Source organism: Nitrosospira sp. Nsp2 (assembly GCF_003050965.1).
Classification (GTDB): Bacteria; Pseudomonadota; Gammaproteobacteria; order Burkholderiales; family Nitrosomonadaceae; genus Nitrosospira.
Window position 1 is genome coordinate 163,062 of the sequence record NZ_QAOU01000001.1, and the last position, 16,540, is coordinate 179,601.

12 protein-coding genes, 1 other RNA gene and 3 pseudogenes are annotated in these 16,540 nt (G+C 51.1%); 6 read left to right on the forward strand and 10 right to left on the reverse strand.

Going from position 1 to position 16,540, the window contains the following annotated elements; all coding sequences use genetic code 11:
• The first annotated feature begins 11 nt into the window (after positions 1–11).
• Both ubiG and C8R31_RS00710 read left to right on the forward strand, forming a co-directional pair.
• Positions 12–716 carry a bifunctional 2-polyprenyl-6-hydroxyphenol methylase/3-demethylubiquinol 3-O-methyltransferase UbiG gene (gene ubiG, locus C8R31_RS00705; RefSeq protein ID WP_107692176.1) on the forward strand — a complete coding sequence of 235 codons (705 nt, stop codon included), beginning with the start codon at positions 12–14 and terminating at the stop codon, positions 714–716.
• A 102-nt stretch (positions 717–818) separates the two neighbouring features.
• Positions 819–1,466 (forward strand): HAD family hydrolase, encoded by a 648-nt coding sequence (locus C8R31_RS00710; protein ID WP_107692177.1) that lies wholly within the window; start codon positions 819–821, stop codon positions 1,464–1,466.
• Positions 1,467–1,511: 45 nt separating this feature from the next.
• Here C8R31_RS00710 and C8R31_RS00715 read toward each other — a convergent pair whose 3' ends face one another.
• Positions 1,512–1,787, reverse strand: a complete 276-nt coding sequence (locus C8R31_RS00715) for a hypothetical protein (RefSeq protein ID WP_107692178.1) — start codon at positions 1,785–1,787, stop codon at positions 1,512–1,514.
• Between the two features lie 264 nt (positions 1,788–2,051).
• Between C8R31_RS00715 and C8R31_RS16365 the strand changes: the two genes are divergently transcribed.
• Both C8R31_RS16365 and ssrA read left to right on the forward strand, forming a co-directional pair.
• Positions 2,052–2,183 (forward strand): hypothetical protein, encoded by a 132-nt coding sequence (locus tag C8R31_RS16365; protein ID WP_258192471.1) that lies wholly within the window; start codon positions 2,052–2,054, stop codon positions 2,181–2,183.
• A gap of 221 nt (positions 2,184–2,404) precedes the next feature.
• Positions 2,405–2,766, forward strand: a transfer-messenger RNA (tmRNA) gene (ssrA, locus tag C8R31_RS00720).
• 227 nt (positions 2,767–2,993) lie between these two features.
• Here ssrA and C8R31_RS00730 read toward each other — a convergent pair.
• On the reverse strand, positions 2,994–3,686 hold the full coding sequence (locus tag C8R31_RS00730; protein WP_146164516.1) for a hypothetical protein: 693 nt from the start codon (positions 3,684–3,686) through the stop codon (positions 2,994–2,996).
• 290 nt (positions 3,687–3,976) lie between these two features.
• Here C8R31_RS00730 and C8R31_RS00740 point away from each other — a divergent pair.
• Positions 3,977–4,377 (forward strand): annotated as a pseudogene (locus C8R31_RS00740) (ATP-binding protein); the annotation flags it as partial.
• A gap of 129 nt (positions 4,378–4,506) precedes the next feature.
• Here C8R31_RS00740 and C8R31_RS00745 read toward each other — a convergent pair.
• Genes C8R31_RS00745 through dndD form a run of 4 tightly spaced genes read right to left on the reverse strand, consistent with a single transcriptional unit; the run spans position 4,507 to position 9,798 of the window.
• The gene (locus C8R31_RS00745) at positions 4,507–5,724 is read right to left on the reverse strand and encodes a DNA phosphorothioation-associated DGQHR protein 1 (protein WP_107692181.1); all 1,218 of its coding nucleotides are present in this window, start codon (positions 5,722–5,724) and stop codon (positions 4,507–4,509) included.
• On the reverse strand, positions 5,721–6,212 hold the full coding sequence (locus C8R31_RS00750) for a hypothetical protein (RefSeq protein ID WP_107692182.1): 492 nt from the start codon (positions 6,210–6,212) through the stop codon (positions 5,721–5,723). The genes C8R31_RS00745 and C8R31_RS00750 overlap by 4 nt, the downstream gene beginning before the upstream one ends.
• Before the next feature lie 8 nt (positions 6,213–6,220).
• Positions 6,221–7,750 (reverse strand): helicase HerA domain-containing protein, encoded by a 1,530-nt coding sequence (locus C8R31_RS00755; protein WP_107692183.1) that lies wholly within the window; start codon positions 7,748–7,750, stop codon positions 6,221–6,223.
• Positions 7,747–9,798 (reverse strand): DNA sulfur modification protein DndD, encoded by a 2,052-nt coding sequence (gene dndD / locus C8R31_RS00760; RefSeq protein WP_107692184.1) that lies wholly within the window; start codon positions 9,796–9,798, stop codon positions 7,747–7,749. The genes C8R31_RS00755 and dndD overlap by 4 nt, the downstream gene beginning before the upstream one ends.
• A gap of 178 nt (positions 9,799–9,976) precedes the next feature.
• Between dndD and C8R31_RS00765 the strand changes: the two are divergent.
• Positions 9,977–11,091: pseudogene (locus C8R31_RS00765) on the forward strand (IS3 family transposase).
• A 119-nt stretch (positions 11,092–11,210) separates the two neighbouring features.
• Here the strand turns inward: C8R31_RS00765 and dndC are convergent.
• The 4 genes and pseudogenes from dndC to C8R31_RS00785 all read right to left on the reverse strand — a co-directional run bounded on the left by dndC (position 11,211) and on the right by C8R31_RS00785 (position 16,277).
• Positions 11,211–12,383: a DNA phosphorothioation system sulfurtransferase DndC gene (gene dndC / locus C8R31_RS00770; RefSeq protein WP_107692185.1), complete on the reverse strand. Its 1,173-nt coding sequence runs from the start codon at positions 12,381–12,383 to the stop codon at positions 11,211–11,213.
• Positions 12,384–12,922: 539 nt separating this feature from the next.
• Positions 12,923–13,054: pseudogene (locus tag C8R31_RS16685) on the reverse strand (transposase); the annotation flags it as partial.
• A gap of 59 nt (positions 13,055–13,113) precedes the next feature.
• Complete coding sequence (locus tag C8R31_RS16130) at positions 13,114–14,499, reverse strand: endo alpha-1,4 polygalactosaminidase (protein ID WP_219907418.1); 1,386 nt, start codon at positions 14,497–14,499, stop codon at positions 13,114–13,116.
• 77 nt (positions 14,500–14,576) lie between these two features.
• Positions 14,577–16,277 carry a hypothetical protein gene (locus C8R31_RS00785; RefSeq protein WP_107692187.1) on the reverse strand — a complete coding sequence of 567 codons (1,701 nt, stop codon included), beginning with the start codon at positions 16,275–16,277 and terminating at the stop codon, positions 14,577–14,579.
• Positions 16,278–16,540 lie beyond the last annotated feature (263 nt).

Here is a 16,540-nt window from a genome sequence, read left to right on the forward strand (position 1 = left end):
TGAGCAAACAAATGGAAAACAATAGCGCGAACGTCGATCTGCTGGAGCTGGACAAATTCAGCCAGCTGGCCCATCGCTGGTGGGACCCGAATAGCGAATTCAAGCCGTTGCATGAAATCAACCCGTTGCGGCTGGAGTACATCGACCGCCTTGCGGGATTGGAGGGGAAGACCGTGCTCGACGTTGGTTGCGGCGGCGGCATCCTGTCCGAGAGCATGGCTGGGCTTGGCGCCCATGTGACCGGGATCGATCTTGGAGATAAAGCGCTGAAAGTGGCAAAACTGCATTTGCTCGAAAGCGGCAGGCAAGTGAACTACCGCAAAATCTCGGTAGAGGCCCTCGCCAAAGAACAGCCCCACCATTACGACATGGTGACCTGCATGGAAATGCTGGAGCACGTGCCGAGCCCGCAGAGCATCGTGCGGGCGTGCGCGAAACTCGTCAAACCCGGCGGGCGGGTCTTCTTCTCTACCATCAACCGCAATCCGAAATCCTATCTGTACGCCATCATCGGTGCGGAATACGTATTGAACCTCCTGCCGAGAGGCACGCACGATTACGCGAAGTTCATCAAGCCGTCGGAACTCGCGCGCATGGCCCGCGCGGTCGACCTTGATGTACATGAGATCATCGGCATGACTTACAACCCCATCACCAAGGTTTATGCGCTTGAGCCCGACTCTGATGTCAACTACATCATGGCGTCTCGCGCTTGAGATATCCGGGGCAATCACGCCAGCTCCGAATTTTTTTGATTAGCCTTCCCGCCGCCTCATCATCCTGGCGCGCTTTCGCCTATTTCCTCCCGTGACACCGTTATGATCAGAGCTGTTCTCTTCGACCTCGACGGGACACTTGCACATACCGCTCCCGACCTGGGCCATGCCCTCAACCGGCAGCGCGTTGCCCGCGGTCTTTCGCCCCTACCGCTGGAGATCATCCGTACCGAGGCCTCGGCTGGTGCGCGCGGCTTGCTCGGCCTCGGGTTCAATATCAAGCCGGGCGACACGGACTATGACGCAATGCGTGCGGAATTCCTCGATTTCTACGAGGAGCGGCTATGTCATGACACAGCCTTATTTCCGGGGGTGATGGAACTGCTTGAAGAGCTGGATACTCGTGGGCTGCCGTGGGGAATCGTCACCAATAAACCCGCGCGTTTCACCATACCGCTGCTGCAAGAGCTGGGATTGAGCAACCGTACCGCATGCATCGTCAGCGGCGGGGATACCGCTCACTCCAAGCCTTATCCCGACCCGCTGCTCAAGGCAAGCGGCGCCATGGCCATTGCGCCCGCCGAGTGCATCTACCTGGGGGACGATATGCGCGACGTGCAGGCCAGCCTGGCCGCAGGCATGGAGCCTATCATTGCCAAATATGGCTATCTCGGCAGCGTGAGCGCGCCAGAATCCTGGGGCGCCAAGTATCTCATCGACCGGCCCGAAGAACTGCTCAGTTACCTCTGACGCCTCACCGCGAAACCTGCGCTCGTGCGGTCTACCAACGGACTATTATTGCTTATACGGCTTCTTGTTCATTATCTCTTGATCTCTGTATTCTTCTTTCACTCCCGGCGACACATTGTCGGGCATCTTTTCTTTCATGATCTCAGAGGTTGAGCTTGGCTCCTTCCCATACTTGCCGTCTTCCTTCTTGCTCGTGGGTGCGGAGGAGTCCTTGCGCATTGTTTCCTTGTTTTTATCTGTATCATGCGATGTAGCGGTAGCACCGAAGCTGCACAAAGCCGTGAAGGTGGTGATAATAACGGTCGATATGAGTTTGTTCATTTCAAGCTCCTATATAGTGACGAAAGGTTAATTAAATGGCTTTCCCCCAACAATCCAATCCATCACGTGCTATGGAGGAACATTATGCTTGTCCGGTCGATGTTATCGGTGCGCCACCGCACAGTAGCGGATTACCTGGTAACTTGTGGCTGATCTGCTTGAAGAACTGGATACTCGTGGCCTGCCGTGGGGATACCGCTCACTCCAAGCCCCATCCCGATCCGCTGCTGAAGGCAAGCGGCTTTATGGTTATTGTCCCGGCGGGTGCATCTACCTGGGAACGATATGCGCGACGTGCTGGCCAGCTTGGCCGCAGGCATGGAGCTGGTCATCGTCAAATATGGCTACCTTGGCAGCGTGAGCGAGCCCGAATTCTGGGGCGAGGTATCTCATTGACCGGCCGGCGGAACTGCTCAGTTACCTCTGACAGCCCGTTTCTGTTATAGTGAAGCGGTAGTAAAAGGGATTGGAGCGCGGCGCCTGGAGAGGAAAGCATCCCGTTGCAGGCTCAGCGAAGCGGAGGGCAACGATGTGATTAGATGGGTTGCGAAAGTATTTACCCATCCGCTGAACTCTTCCAGCCCGCTACTCTCTAAATAGCTGTAACACAGAATGCCGGGGGCGACCTGGCTTCGACGTGGGTTGCAAAGCAGATCAGGGCATACCGAGGACCAGTCACCTCGTAAATACATCTGGAACAGTATAGTCGCAAACGACGAACGTTACGCTCTAGCCGCTTAAATCCGGCTGGACTCCGCACCGGTGGGCCTCAACGCCGGGTCTGGCAACAGGCAGTGGAGCCATTAACGAGGATCGCGCTCAGTAGGGTTACTTTACAGAGCGTTAAACAATAGGTGACTCGCCTGTCGTCAGTCCGCCGGTTGACGGACGCCAGGTTAAACTAAATAACATGGCTAAGTATGTAGAACTGACTGTAGAGGACTTGCGGACGCGGGTTCGATTCCCGCCGCCTCCACCAATTAAAAAGCCACCCCAGCGGGTGGCTTTTTAATTGAGGTGGCCGGGATGAGAACCCGCCATCGGGTTCGACTAAGCGAGCACTGCTCGCTTGGACGCGCGAGCGGGTTTTGTACGAGCGCGGTCCCGAAGCGAAGCGCAGGGATGGCTGGATCGCTCAAAGGCGAGACACGCGCATCCCGTCGGTATCCTTCAAATTTTCCGCCAAAGGAATCCAACACAAGCATTTCATTCAATCATTCGCTTACGCTCTGGGTATCTCGCGTCAAGTATTCGCTCATCCAGCCAGTTTGCGAACAGCTCGACCTGGTCAATGGCGATAAACAACTTTTCGCGGGAGACGTGCAAACTTCGACTGAGCCATAAAATACCTGAACTTTGAGGTGTTATTAGCTCTTTATCTGTATCGCTCATGAAAAAAGGTTCGCGGTACTTTTCTAGAATATCTGCGTCATGGCTCGGGGCTAGGGTCATGATGTTTTTGGGATGCTGGACACTATTGCGTGCCAATATGACTTGTTCAAGCACAGTAAAATCAGCCGGACAATTGCTCCAGTCGACTTCCAACGTTTTTTCGAAACATGCTCGATAGCCTGCGAGAAATCCACTGCGAAATGGCTCCTTAAAGCACCTTTGGCATCGGGGTTTCGTCCAGAAATGAGTTTCCCATGCTTTAAAGTAAAGTTTTAACGATTCAGACAGCATCGAAAGGCAGTTCCCTCCCAAGATTTCCAACGCTGCGTTCGCCTCTTGCCACTCTTTCATGAATGGTGGCTCATCGCCGTCTTCGCAGTACGGCGTCACGAATGGTGAGATACCGGCCGCGATTTTACCGATATTCTCTCGGAATGGCAGGCACGCGGTTTCGTAGAACCAGCGGATATACGTGGTACGCTCGCCGAGGAAATAAAGCACATCCATACATCCCAACTTCACGTAGTTTTTGGATTCCAAACATAGGCGACTAAGCCGACATCCCTGTCTCGACAGTAGAAAGTACTTCGGTCGTTGTCGAACAATTTCCTTTCTTTGGAAATTTTGTAGGTCGGTCCACCGGCGCGGGCTTTCTGCGATTAGAGGCCCGAGTAAATAGAACGTCATACCTCCTCATCTTTTTGCGCAGCGACCGTCCAGATTTGCTTCAGTGGTAACTCCGCCCTCAAATCTTCGTCCAAGTTAACATAATGGACGAATAGCTGTTCCAGTACTTCCTTCTGGGTCCAAGCGGCATGGGCAAAAGCCATTTGGCCCAAGCCCTGGCCTACCGCGCCGTGATGGCCGGCATCAAGATTCGATTCATCATGGCGGCAGACTTGATGCTGCAGCTTGCCACCGCATATAAACAGGACCGATTGAAACAGTATTTCAATCGCGAAGTCATCGGGCGGCGACTTCTGATAGTCGTTGTAGTCCAACGCTATGAGCGGGGCAATATCATTATTACCAGAAATCTGCCTTCGGGCTGTGGGCTTCGACCATCGCCGATGATCAGACCTTACCCGCCATGCTGGATCAATTGCTGCATCATGCCACATCGTTCCATTCTGAGGCGAGAGTTAGCAGCTCAAGGGATAAACGCAAGGCCGGCCAAATGAAGGTGAAAACTCAGTAAAAATGGATGCTGCATGGTCCGGTTTTATTCCGGCCAAAAACCGAAAAATGGGTATTTCGGGCGTTGACACCTGCAGCTAACAAATGAAGCGTTGAAGCGCTTGGTTCGCGTTGATCGCGAGCTTCTTCCCTAAGATAAGCCAATCGCCTGCTTCAAATCTCTTCGTATTTCCGAACGACCTATACCGGAGGCTTCATACTTGTCTCCTGCAGGATCCAAGTCTGCGCAAGGCGCAAGGAGATTTTCAAGAGCCACGATCGAGTAGTTAGCGGCGTTTATGGGCCTTAAAGCCAACAGCTCCCTCAGTATATCGAACGCAGCTTGAATGCCTACAGTCTTCTTGAGATAGGAGTTATAGCCGGCGGGTTGCCAAACTTTGCTGGTCACTGCCGCAAAGTAATTGCAAAGGCTGTCGTAAATCGCTTTGTCATTTCCGCTGATGTAAAAATCTCTCAAAGGAAGTTCTTTGACTGCTGTTAGAGCGTTTCTACCAGAGTCTTTATTCTGCGGTCGTCTAATAATATTCCTATCTTCCTGAGGATTCTTTGAAAGAATTCGAAGAATTCCATCAACAACTGTCGCCATGGATACCTTTACCAGGCCGACTCCGTGCGCATTTTTAGAGAATATTACGTCGGAATCTGCAGCAGGAAAAATTGACCTGTAGAGGGGGGAGGCCTCATCCGTATTAAGAAGTCTGGTCAAATATACTGCTAGTGTTTCTGGGGACCATAGATCAGCTGGACGTTCATCTACGTCAAAACCAAAAAGCTCATACGCCAAGCTTCGATCAACCTTCTTTTGATTAAAGTTAATCGTAGCAAATACATACGCATGATATGGGGTCGGTAGCTCTAGAAAAACGACGCAAAGCAACTCCATTTCTTTTTCAGGGGCATCATCGGGTAGATGCTGAAATGCGTGTAGTCGATGTTGGCCATCAATAATGGATGCACATGGCTGCAGAGACGGAATTTGTAGATTCCAAAGTCCATCACCTTGTTCTTTAACTGTCCACTGTAAACTCTCGTCAATGTAGAGCCCATCATCCTGGGAATAATTCGCCGCAAGAATGATTGCATTCGGGAAGGTTGCATCAGTGGTTTGTATATATGATGCGATTTCCTGAAGGCGTGTCTTTTTCTCTTTGCGTTGAGCTCCGAAGATTGAGTATCCACCCTTTGTTTCACCCTCCTCTTGCTCCAGTCGGCGCATAACCGTGGCAGGGAGGGAGTATGTAATCTTGTTTAAAATATCTGCGCTTACCGAGAACGCATAAAAATTCCCGAGGGGCTGTTGTACGCGTATAGCTGGACGGGTTAAGGTAGATGAAACTTTACTGATCATGACGGAAGTCCTGCTCCGATGGGTTTATCTATCTTAGACGTTGGTCCGCCATCCTCCATACTAGGGGCAATCTCCGGCTGGAATTTCCCAGAAAGTACAGCGACGTGGTAATAGGTGAATAGAACTACGACAACAGAGATAACCGCGCAGGTAAGATCCCCAGGTTTTTCATTTCTCACTAGCGCCGCAAAAGACAAAGCCGCAGCGAAAGCAAAAAGAGCCCCTATTCCCATTCTTGCTTGTTTGGAGATATCCCTCCAATATTTTTCCGGCAATAGTATGTCAGTAGCGACAGGTGCTAATACAGCTAATGCATAGGTGGCAAATGATTCCGCGTTAACCGGCCGGTCTAACAACAGTGGTAAATAAACGCCTATTCCACCCCCTACCAAGAGCACTATAATTCCACAAAAAACTATGGTCTTTCTTTCGGCCCAAGTTATTTTTCGAGTTTTGTTATATGAAGCCGTTTCGCTATACGAATCCATAACATTCCTCAGAACGCCTTAATCTTCACTGGCTTCGTGTCTCGAATGGTCATAAATACTCCAGGAGGTAATGAAGCAAAACTGACCTTGCCTCGGAACATGTTCTGTAAAACCTGGTTGCTCGCTGCATTAGTCTTGAAACAGATAGGTAAACCGATATTCTCAAGGTGATCGTCACCGGCTCCATCGTAGTCATCAGGACTCTGGGAAGCGAGGGTGACCATCAGTCCTTTGGACCGATGGAGGCGAATGTTGTCCGAAAGCGCCTTGTGTCGCGATGCCAACAAATGCCGAGCTTCATCAACGGCTAGGATCGTACGCACGGCCCGGTGCCCTTCAAAGTCTTGAGGTGCTTCAGGGGACCGCTTGACAAAGGTGTTCAGCGCATCCAGGAGGAGGTAGGCGGCAAGATTCTTCTGCGTGTCGTGCGCGTGAGCAAATGTAATAATCCAACTTTGGGAGAAGAAGCTGGACGGGGACATCGCTGGACGAAAGATGGTACGTTCTGTTAAGTCGCTGATGGTCGATATAACGCTATCAGTTTTTTGATTTCTATCGTCATAGAAGTCACGAAGGGCTTGTGAAATATCGTCGAGTGAGATGTTTTTACGCTTTGAAAAAAGGGGACGAAGAGCATCTTTCATGGCTTCCTGCTGCACTGCACCTGCTTTGCTTTGCATGACCTTTACAAAGGAGTCGCGGAATCCCATGATGGCGTCTGATGCAGCCAATTCTGATGAATCAGACCCGTGAAACATGTCCAGAGGGATTGGCTCTTCTGGTACACGCAGCACCCGCGCACCGATGGTCCGAATGAACTCTGTCTGGTTAGCGAGATCACCTTTCCCTAGGTCGAGCAAGATGACGGAGGCGCCGGACTGCTTATGCACTTGCCCTACGAGTTCCAGCATAGTGCGGGTCTTCCCTGAACCAGCTTGGCCCATCACAGCCACGTGGGGAGAGTAACCTACACCGTTCACCCTCCAAAGGAATGGGTCTTTGGAGTCGACAAACCTTCCGAGATTAATCAGGATTGGTCTTGGATCGCCAGCACTCGTCGCCCGTTTATCTTCATTTGACGCAGAGGGCACTAAGGAGGTTGCTCCGGTTTCGGGCAGGTCAGCGCGGCGACGCACTAGAATATCGACAAAACGATTGTAGTTCTCTTCAGCCTCCTCCCAATCTTCCATCAACAACGTAATGCCGCGACTCCAATGGCGCTTGACCAAGTCTTGCAGCGAGGCCAGCGTCAGTTCGGCCCGAGGGTCAATTCGGCGAAGGTGAGTGAACAATAGCGCGACCCACAATGGAAGTTCCTCCACCCCAAACAGTACATCGCCTCTGATGGGTCTCCCTGCACCAAACAGATTGCCGGACGGGTAGGTAGTTTCCGAGAGTGAGCGCCCTATTGCCAACCGCGCTATACGGTTCTTAGCGCTCAATCCCAGATTGGAGCGTAGGAGCTCGGTATTCTTATCAGCTTCTGCCGCTGTTTGAAATGTAGAGACCAGCACTTGCTCCATCTTCAAGGCGCTCATACTGTTGCCTCCTCGAAGTATCTGCCCTCTGCTGCAACTGTGCGTCCAACACCGCTTTCGATCTCTGCATGCTGCAGTAGATATGTCTTGCCTACATGGGCCTCTAAGGCGGCATATGTGCCTTGATCAATTTCCTTGTCTTGTGAGAGAAGGATCACCTGTCGTTTCTTGTTTGAAACCCAATACTTGAGAATGTTAGTACGGTGTGTGCTGTCGAGACGCCCTAGCGGCGTGTCAACAACCATGGGTGCATCAATGCCCGAAATCTCGGCCAAACCCGCCAGTAAGGCGGTCGCAAAAACTTGGTTTTCTCCGGCGGATTTATCAAAGGGTATCTCTTGCCCGTTTCGAGCAAGAATCCTAGTTTTACCGGTTTCATCAATGTCGACCCGATGAATCTGTCCCTTGTGAGCCAAATTTTTATACACGCTAGTCATCGCCTTTGCGAGTTGATTCACTTTAAGTGCATACATTTGGGGGATCAATTCTGCAATAAGGTTACACACACGCTCCGCCCGTGCGACCATCGACTTCACTGGATTCGCCTGAACAAAGCGTTCATGCTCTCTTGCATACAGAGCCCGCTCCTGATCGATGGTGCTTTTGAGCGCCACCATCTGACGGCCCAGATCGCCTAATTCGGGTTGTTTCTGGTCCAACATGGCACTAATGGATGCCGCCTCCCCTTGCAGCTTAGCAAGCGTGCCGTCGCGGTCGACCCCTTCGATCTTTGTGTACCGATTCACTAGCTCTCGGATGCGCTTTTGCAATGCTTCTCGCTTGGCTATCAAACCGAGAACATCTTCCGCTCCCATACGAAGACCATCCATAGCGTTTAAAAGCGTTAGATGCTTTGATCCCAGATAATCGTGCATCATGGTTTCTGCGCATCCCTGCGGCATGGGATAAAACAAGCTTTCCCATGCAGTATCCAATCGGGCCCGCAGCGAAGCTTCTTGATCGCCTGTCAAACTAGGCTCTAGGGGAGGCTCATTGGTCTTATAGAAGGTGTTGAGGAACATCGACTTCTCCGGTTCAAGATTTCTCCGACGCTCCTCCCAGCTTTCGCGGGATATCTCAGCCCTGATTTGCTGAGACAGTGCCTCCAATGTCTCCCTACCTACAAGGTGGAAAGGTAGCTTGGTCGCAACGATCTCATCTAGCGCGTCTTCGGTGACGCGTAGTTCGTTTTCTGCTTCAGTTTGCTGCCTCACGATGTCCGCCGCGCTTGCCACATCGCCTGCACCGGCTCCTAGTCCAATCATTCGATTGGTTAAATCCGTTCGCTGCGTTTGTAGACTCCTAACGGCCTCATCCACTTCGCGGTGCTTGCGTTCCAACTCCTCGTACTCGAGCTCGTGTTTGGATAGCGCCTCGAACAGTTCCCGGTGTTTCTGTTCATCCAAAGCCGGAATTCCGCTAGATCGGTGCGTTTGGAACTCTTCCAGTCGCTTTTTCAATCGACGCAGAAGAACGACACCAAGCAATCCTTCGATGCCGCTCTTGATCTGATCGGACCGCCCCTGATCAGCGAGTTTTTTGACCTCTTCACCATCAAAAAAGAAGAATGGAGCGACGTGGGCAGGAATGAAATCCTGATCGAGAAGTTCAGGTAATTTTTCTGCAATCAATGCATGCCCACGAATGCCGTCTCGCACCGGGTAAATAACCACTTCTTCCTCTCCGGTCCAGTCCCCTGACCGACTGAAGAACCATGTTCGGGTGATTTCCCATCCCTCGGCCGGGGTCTTGTTAATTTGAGCCTTGACCCACATCGAAAATCGCCCAGTACGAACCGCTGTGCCGTGCAGAGCCTGTGTCACAAACTTGCGATAGCCAATATAATCTTTGAGCCCAGCCCGCCCCAGATGTTCGACGGCTTCTTTACCGTAAAGCCCTAAATACAGTGCTTCGAGGATCGAGGTCTTTCCGTATCCATTCATGCCCCCAATGAGCACGATGTTCCGCCCGCCTTTCGGCTGAGGGAACTCGAATATCTGATGCTGATAACTTTTAAAATTAAACAGTTCTATCTTTGCAATCCACATATTTTTGTTACCTCAATCCATCGCGCTAAGAATTTCCTCGATACGGGGATAGACATTGTGGGCGCGTTCTTCACCCGCGCGCTGGCGTTGCATGCCGACAAGCTGTTCCGTAAGCTTCCCTGTTTTAGAGACAAGCGAAAAGTAGAACTTTCTGGCAGGATTTTGCCTGGAGGTTCAAATGAAGAAATCACGTTTTACGGAAAGCCAGATTGTTGGGATTCTGAAGGAAGCGGACGGTGGCGTTGCGGTCAACGAGATATGGCGCAAGCACGGGATCAGTTCGGCAACCTACTATAAGTGGAAAGCCAAGTATGGTGGGCTTGAGGTTTCCGAGTTGGTACGGGTGAAGGAGCTGGAAGCGGAAAATAGTCAGCTCAAGCGCATGTATGCGAATCTTGCGCTGGAGAATGAAGCGATCAAGGCGGTATTAAAAAAGCTATAGCGCCGTCTGAGCGCCGGGATGTGGTTTTGCGTTTGGCGGGTGATCAGAAGCTGTCGATCAGACAATCCTGCCAATTGGTGAACCTGTCACGGGCGGCGTATTACCGGGACGAGAACAAGCTTGCAGTGCGGGATGCGCCGGTGATTGAGGCGCTCAATGCGATTGTTGCCAGGCATGGCCGTTGGGGATTTTGGAAATGCCATCACCGGCTGCGGCTTAAAGGTCATCATTGGAACCACAAGCGAGTCTGGCGGGTGTATTGCGCCATGAAGCTCAATCTGCCGCGTCGTACGAAGAAACGATTGATCAGACCAATGCAGCCGCTGGACGCACCGCAGCTGCCCAATGAAGTCTGGTCGCTGGACTTCATGAGCGACAGTCTCTACCAGGGACGTCGATTCCGCACATTGAATATTCTGGATGAAAGCGTACGAGAGGCGTTAGCTATCGAGATCGATACCAGTCTGCCCGCGCAACGCGTCGTGCGAACATTACAGCAGCTTGAGGTTTGGCGTGGGTTGCCCAAAGCGATACGGCTCGACAATGGCCCGGAACTGACCTCGCAGTACTTGGCCGATTGGTGCCAGGACAAGGGCATTGAACTGCGTTTCATCCAGCCGGGCAAGCCGAATCAAAATGCTTTCATCGAGCGTTTCAACCGATCATATCGGACGGAAGTCCTCAACAATTGGTTATTTACGTCACTGGATGAGGTGCGAGAAATCACGCATCAGTGGCTACAAAGCTATAACGAAGAACGACCCCATGACGCGCTGGGAAGCCTGCCCCCGGCTGTGTTCCGTGAGCAATTGCTCACAGGGAAGAATTCTACTTCTGAACTGTCTACTTGAGGGGGAAGCTTACGGTTCCAGCACGTCGAAAGGAACACAATGTTTAGCACAAAGCTCTTCCAATAGAGCACGTGCATCAATATCCGACCATAGGGGTAGATCGCCCAAGAACACATCAGTCATTTTTCTAATCCTCTTTTTGTTATCGGTTTGCTTATTTCCTCGGCCCAAATAGCTTGTATTCTCTCTATTTCATCCGCGGATATTAGCGGATCACCATAAATTTCCTGGGTGGCGAGCAATCGGTCCAAGATCATTTTTCGCGCCTGAATTGTAAATGGTCCGGGAACATGTTGAAGTTGCTCACCTCTCGCATTAAAACAAATTCCACGATTTCTGCGCTCAATAGACCGATATCGCGGATCGTTTCGAATATCTCGCAGCCACTGTCTAAACTCGATCAATGCAGAAAACTTGTGCCTTCCGGCATCGACAAAGCCTTGGAGACTTTTATCCTTTTCAACCACTGTACAGGTCCAGCACCCGAAACGGCTGTTGGCTGTGCCGCAACCGGGTGCTTCATCCCTACTCAATACCACTGGACATTCGCCCCCTTCTGCGTCGCGATAGAGCTGGATGAGGTCTCGGTGAGTCCCGCCCCATGGAGGTTGGCTCTGTCCCAGAACCTCCCACACATCATCAATCATAAGATGCATTATCGGACGATAGATGAAGGCACCTGGCAATTCCCTGTGTGGGGTTAGGGTCGAACCCTCGAGATTCTTGAACTTGTTTATCGAATTTCGGCGAGAATCGCTTTCATCGAGGCGAACGCCCAGAATGACGATGGCCGCACCATGCGCGGAGACATTATCTAAGATGTAACGACTTGTGGGTTGTATCTTGAGGCGGTCTGTGCACCAACGCATGGTCTGATTTGGGCTGGGGTAGCCCTTCCCAATCAGTAATGTCCAGAAAGTCTTGTCAGGTGCAGGCCTCGTAGTCTTCACGTGCACAGGTAGTCGCAAGGCCTGGGCCATTTCCTTCATCGCCTCCTGTACCTTGACAAGGTGGGCTATAATCAGGGGACTCTCGACCTGTGTGTCGTTTGAGATCACATGCACCTCGCGCTTTCGCTGTGAAGGGGATACCTGCAGAAGCGCCTCGAACACGGCTTGTGCGACAACGGTCGAATCTTTCCCGCCCGAGAAACCGATGATCCACGGGTAGTCTTGGGCCTCTGATAGATACTCAGCAAGCACGGCTCGAACGACCTCATCCCACAGCGCCGCTCCTTCAACACACTCTATTTCTGGAACTTCTAGCAACGCTTCGACAGTTGCAGAAAGCATAGTTTTAAACCCTGAGAGTAGGAATGTCGTTCAAAATGCCGCAAATTAAAGCGGAACGAATGCCGCTTTAATTATAAACCTTATACCTGAGCTAACAATTAGACTTAAGTACACCATCAAATAAGTATTTTTCAGATTGGTTGATAGTCTCCCGAAGCTTATGTCGATAAGCAAGGTCAGGGTGGAGGTTTGGAGTTAGCTCTTTTTCGTGGACACTTAATGTTTTGAGTTTAAGGAGCCCTTGACGTTGCCCCCGAAAACCGGATAGTTTGAAACTATAGTCGGGCCGCTTCTGATGTCCCCCAATTCTGCTGGGATTCAAAAATAGAATCTAGCCGCCTCTAGCAGTCTCACCTGGTTGGATTTATCGTATTCGGTTGGGTCAGCTTTTCGAGCGAACCGTGGGGTCTGTGATCATTATCGTCGCGTCGTAACGCCGTACTCTTGTGGTACCAACCGCCGCGTGAGAAATTGCCTAGCCGACACGCCCGTTCAACGCTCACCTTGCACATATCGATGATTCATTGAACAACTTCGCAGTACTTCTTCTTCCAGCTGTCGAATGTCGCTTCGGATATGCCAAGGCTGCGGCACACATCCATCACGGGCGCGCCGGCTTCTGCCTGTCGCGACGCATCCGGGATCTTGTCATCCCTTGAAACTCCTTCAATAGGGGAGCCAGATGCGCCTTTACTCTAATTTAAAACTACCCCAGTTTTTGGGGATGACGTCACCTGCAGGGCACCCTTTTCGCATCGAGGGACAAATTCTTCGTTAGAAAATCGAAATTCATTGTATTTGCTTGGGGGCAAAAACTCCTGTTTGAGAGATGATATTCAATTCCAAAAACAGCTTTCCCGACATCAACAAATGGTTTGAGCGCGTTGCATTCACCGTCCTGGAAGCATTGTTCATTCACAGCAAAGTCGAAATAATTTACAAGATGCTTGATTTGTTCAAGATTATTTTTCAAACCTATAGCAAGTCCAAGATCATGTGCTGCGTCGGCAAGGGCTATATTAAAAACCAGCTGATCATTGTAGCTGAGAGGAAAGCCCGTATTGTTACTATAGCCGTCAACATTATCAGGATCGACACCGTCGCAACCTTTTTTAGCGGCTTGTTCCATGCGAGCCCGCATGATGGGAATCAGAACATCCAGTTTGCGCACATCGAGCCATCTCTCACCCGGCCAGCCATCGAGATTCCGGCCGAGAACCGGGGCTGGAAATGCGCGGCTATCCGGACGCCAGTCTTCATAGCTACCCGCGCTAAAATAACAGATGACATGCTTGCCCTTTGATCGCAGTGCTGAGATAACCGCCGCACTGGTATCAAACAGGTCGATGTTATAAACATCGACGTTCAAAGACGTATCGAGCGGATCAGTATATTGAATTTGCCACTTTAACCCAGGAGCCGGTTGCCAGCGGTTTCCATGGCTTCCCCGATCACTACCTGTTCCTGACGCATCTACAGGCCGATTGGATCCTACACTTTTTATTTCGAACGCAACGAAGTCGAGCTGGCTATTGTCCCCTTTACTTTTTGCCATGTAGCGTAACGTTATCTGGTTTCGCGCGCTGATGAATTGGCTGGGGTCCATTATTGTTGCGGTGATATTACTCCAGTACCAGTCGGCTACATCGCGATTGTCTGCGATATAAACCCATTTGCCGGTTTTAACATCAAGTAATTCAAATTCCCATTTCTGAAAGGAAGTTTTCGGTCCCCGATAGTTGGCATGCAATATTAATTTCTGTATCACCTTGTCAGGCATGGCTGGCAGGTTGAACCTGAAGTCTCCTACGTATACATCTTGGTCACTATTGAATTCTATATATTTGTCAAAATTATCATCTGAGCCTTGCTGATCTTTTACACCAAGAACTTCCAAGGGCTGCGACGTGGAAGAGCCTCTTTTATTCGATAAATTAGACGGAAACATAGCCTCAGCAAAACCTGCACTTGCCGTCAGCAGAGTGATGCCTGCAGCTACGAGCAGTTGAATTACGTTTTTTCCCTGTTTGGTCAGACACACCTTATAAACCGTCAGTCTTTTTATTAAGTTAATGATGGGTTTGAGAATTGTTCCGGGGTGATATCGTGTTTGCATTGCAGGGCCCTTCCTTCTTCGGGATCTTCAGTAGGTCACGGTGCACGTGACGTTAAAGGCTGTCTCACAGCTACCGCTTATTGAACTGTGGAGAGAAGGTTAACCCCCACTTTGTGCTCGCCGGCAGGCGGTCTGTGTAGAATTACTTCCCATTTCGTAACGGCAGAGCTCATCCCGTAAAACGCACCCAATATATACTTGCAGCGAGAATCATCCGGGTCAGGGCGCACCATTGTCCAAGGGGACGGGCAAGAAATATAAATCCTGCGTATTGATCGTCCAGCTTCGGGCAGACCAAAGCTTTGCTGCCAGACTTTTCCATCACTTGTGGTCAGCTTGAAGATAACCGCATCCGGGGAGGAGTTTACATAGCTATTGGTGATCTCAAGGTTGAAGCCCAGCCCCAGCCCGTTCACCGGAGTTTCCGACGCAATGTAAAGGCTATTTCCGAAGCCGTCTGAACTAATGTCTGCAATCACTCCGTCAGAAGCAAAGCCGCGCTGTAGCCATTGCGCCTGGCCGGTGGCTCCAAACGTGTTGTCCGCTTTTACTAAAGAAGCCTCCATGATGCCAATGCTGCTCAGCAAGACGGATTTTTCCCCTTCCCCAAGATTATTGAACGACAGTTCCCATGCTTTGATCCCGCTGAGGTCGAAGTTACCTGTTGGCCCCCAGGCTGCCCGCGCCCAGCCTTTTCCTTGGGGATTAAGCGAAAACCTGTATGGCAGCACGATATCGCCCGCAGGCGTAAAGTGGCTTAAGGCATTCTTACTAACCACATCCAGTCGCGTTCCCTGTTGCCAGACGCTCCCATCCTGCATGGTCAGGCTCATCACCAATGCGTTCGGATCGAAATTCTGGTCGGCATTCACTAAAGCTACTATTTGCCCCCCGCCGCTGGCGGTCAGGTCGAAGTGTGTCTGTGCTTCCCTACGCAAGGATACGGTTTCCCATGGATCCCCTTGCGAGCGGTAAACCGCCCTCACATATCCAAATGGATTGTAGTAATGTTGGTGCGTGCGTACATGATATAACCAGTCGGTATCGCCATCTGCTGGGTTCCAGTCAGCCTGGCGGAACAGAACGCTCCCGTCTCCAGAGGAAAACTCTACTGCGAATGGCTCTGCCGCGCTTCCTGGCGTTTCATAGTTTCCCTTCATGTAGAGGGTATGAAAGTTGATGTAGTGGTTATTGCCAGGAGGCAGGTCTACCAGGATAACTTCCCATGAGGTAACCTTGCCAAGGTCGAACACTCCCGGCGGCCCCCACTCAGCAAGGGTAAAGGAGCCTTCCTTAACGGGAAACGCTGCTGTTTGCCACACATTGTTTGCGAGCACTTTGGGCTGGTCCCAGATGCTACCGTCCTGCATGGTCAGGCGCAACACGACACTGACATATGGCCTGCTAGTCATATACCCCGGGCGGGCGACAAGCTGTATTTCCTGAGTTCCCTGCAGATTGAACTGTTTCCCGGCAGCGCTTTTTATCGAAACGGTCTCCCAAAGATCCGCCCCAACGGAAAAGCTTCCTGCAACGTTTGCGCCAGTGAAGTCGGTAGGGCCAGGATCTGTGCTTTGGGACACAGCAATAGGTCCCCAGTACGTAGTTCCATTTGCCGGGTTCCAGTCATTTTGCAGGAATAACACTGAATTCGTTGAATCAAAGCGCTGGAGAATTTTCAGTGCAGTAGCGTGCGCGGGTAGGGCAAGAACCAGACTTAAACCAGCGGCTGCGGCCAGGATGAGGCTGCGGACTTTGAAGCAATTGTTAATTATCATTGTGTGCTCCGGCAGATGGCGTTTAAAGTACTGAAGAGTCCACTACTCAGATTAGATGATGGAATTCAAATGTCAAAGGCAGAGTTCCAGTTATGGGCGAATGCTTTGGACAATCCGGAAGATGCAAGGATTGCGTCCGTGCTTAAGGCGTAGATAATCGTGGCACTGGATGAATTGGCGGCGGCACTCCTCGGCAATACGACATCAGTCCGGGCAGGTGCCCGCTTATGCTTCACATGCCGGCTGGTAGAAACACAGATCTG

What these genes read in the sequence shown, in the direction of transcription:
- ubiG (WP_107692176.1), top strand. Translation starts at nt 12, where the DNA reads ATGGAAAACAATAGCGCGAACGTCGATCTGCTGGAGCTGGACAAATTC.
- C8R31_RS00710 (WP_107692177.1), top strand. Translation starts at nt 819, where the DNA reads ATGATCAGAGCTGTTCTCTTCGACCTCGACGGGACACTTGCACATACC.
- C8R31_RS00715 (WP_107692178.1), bottom strand. Translation starts at nt 1,787, where the DNA reads ATGAACAAACTCATATCGACCGTTATTATCACCACCTTCACGGCTTTG.
- C8R31_RS00730 (WP_146164516.1), bottom strand. Translation starts at nt 3,686, where the DNA reads ATGGATGTGCTTTATTTCCTCGGCGAGCGTACCACGTATATCCGCTGG.
- C8R31_RS00745 (WP_107692181.1), bottom strand. Translation starts at nt 5,724, where the DNA reads ATGATCAGTAAAGTTTCATCTACCTTAACCCGTCCAGCTATACGCGTA.
- C8R31_RS00750 (WP_107692182.1), bottom strand. Translation starts at nt 6,212, where the DNA reads ATGGATTCGTATAGCGAAACGGCTTCATATAACAAAACTCGAAAAATA.
- C8R31_RS00755 (WP_107692183.1), bottom strand. Translation starts at nt 7,750, where the DNA reads ATGAGCGCCTTGAAGATGGAGCAAGTGCTGGTCTCTACATTTCAAACA.
- dndD (WP_107692184.1), bottom strand. Translation starts at nt 9,798, where the DNA reads ATGTGGATTGCAAAGATAGAACTGTTTAATTTTAAAAGTTATCAGCAT.
- dndC (WP_107692185.1), bottom strand. Translation starts at nt 12,383, where the DNA reads ATGCTTTCTGCAACTGTCGAAGCGTTGCTAGAAGTTCCAGAAATAGAG.
- C8R31_RS16130 (WP_219907418.1), bottom strand. Translation starts at nt 14,499, where the DNA reads ATGCAAACACGATATCACCCCGGAACAATTCTCAAACCCATCATTAAC.
- C8R31_RS00785 (WP_107692187.1), bottom strand. Translation starts at nt 16,277, where the DNA reads ATGATAATTAACAATTGCTTCAAAGTCCGCAGCCTCATCCTGGCCGCA.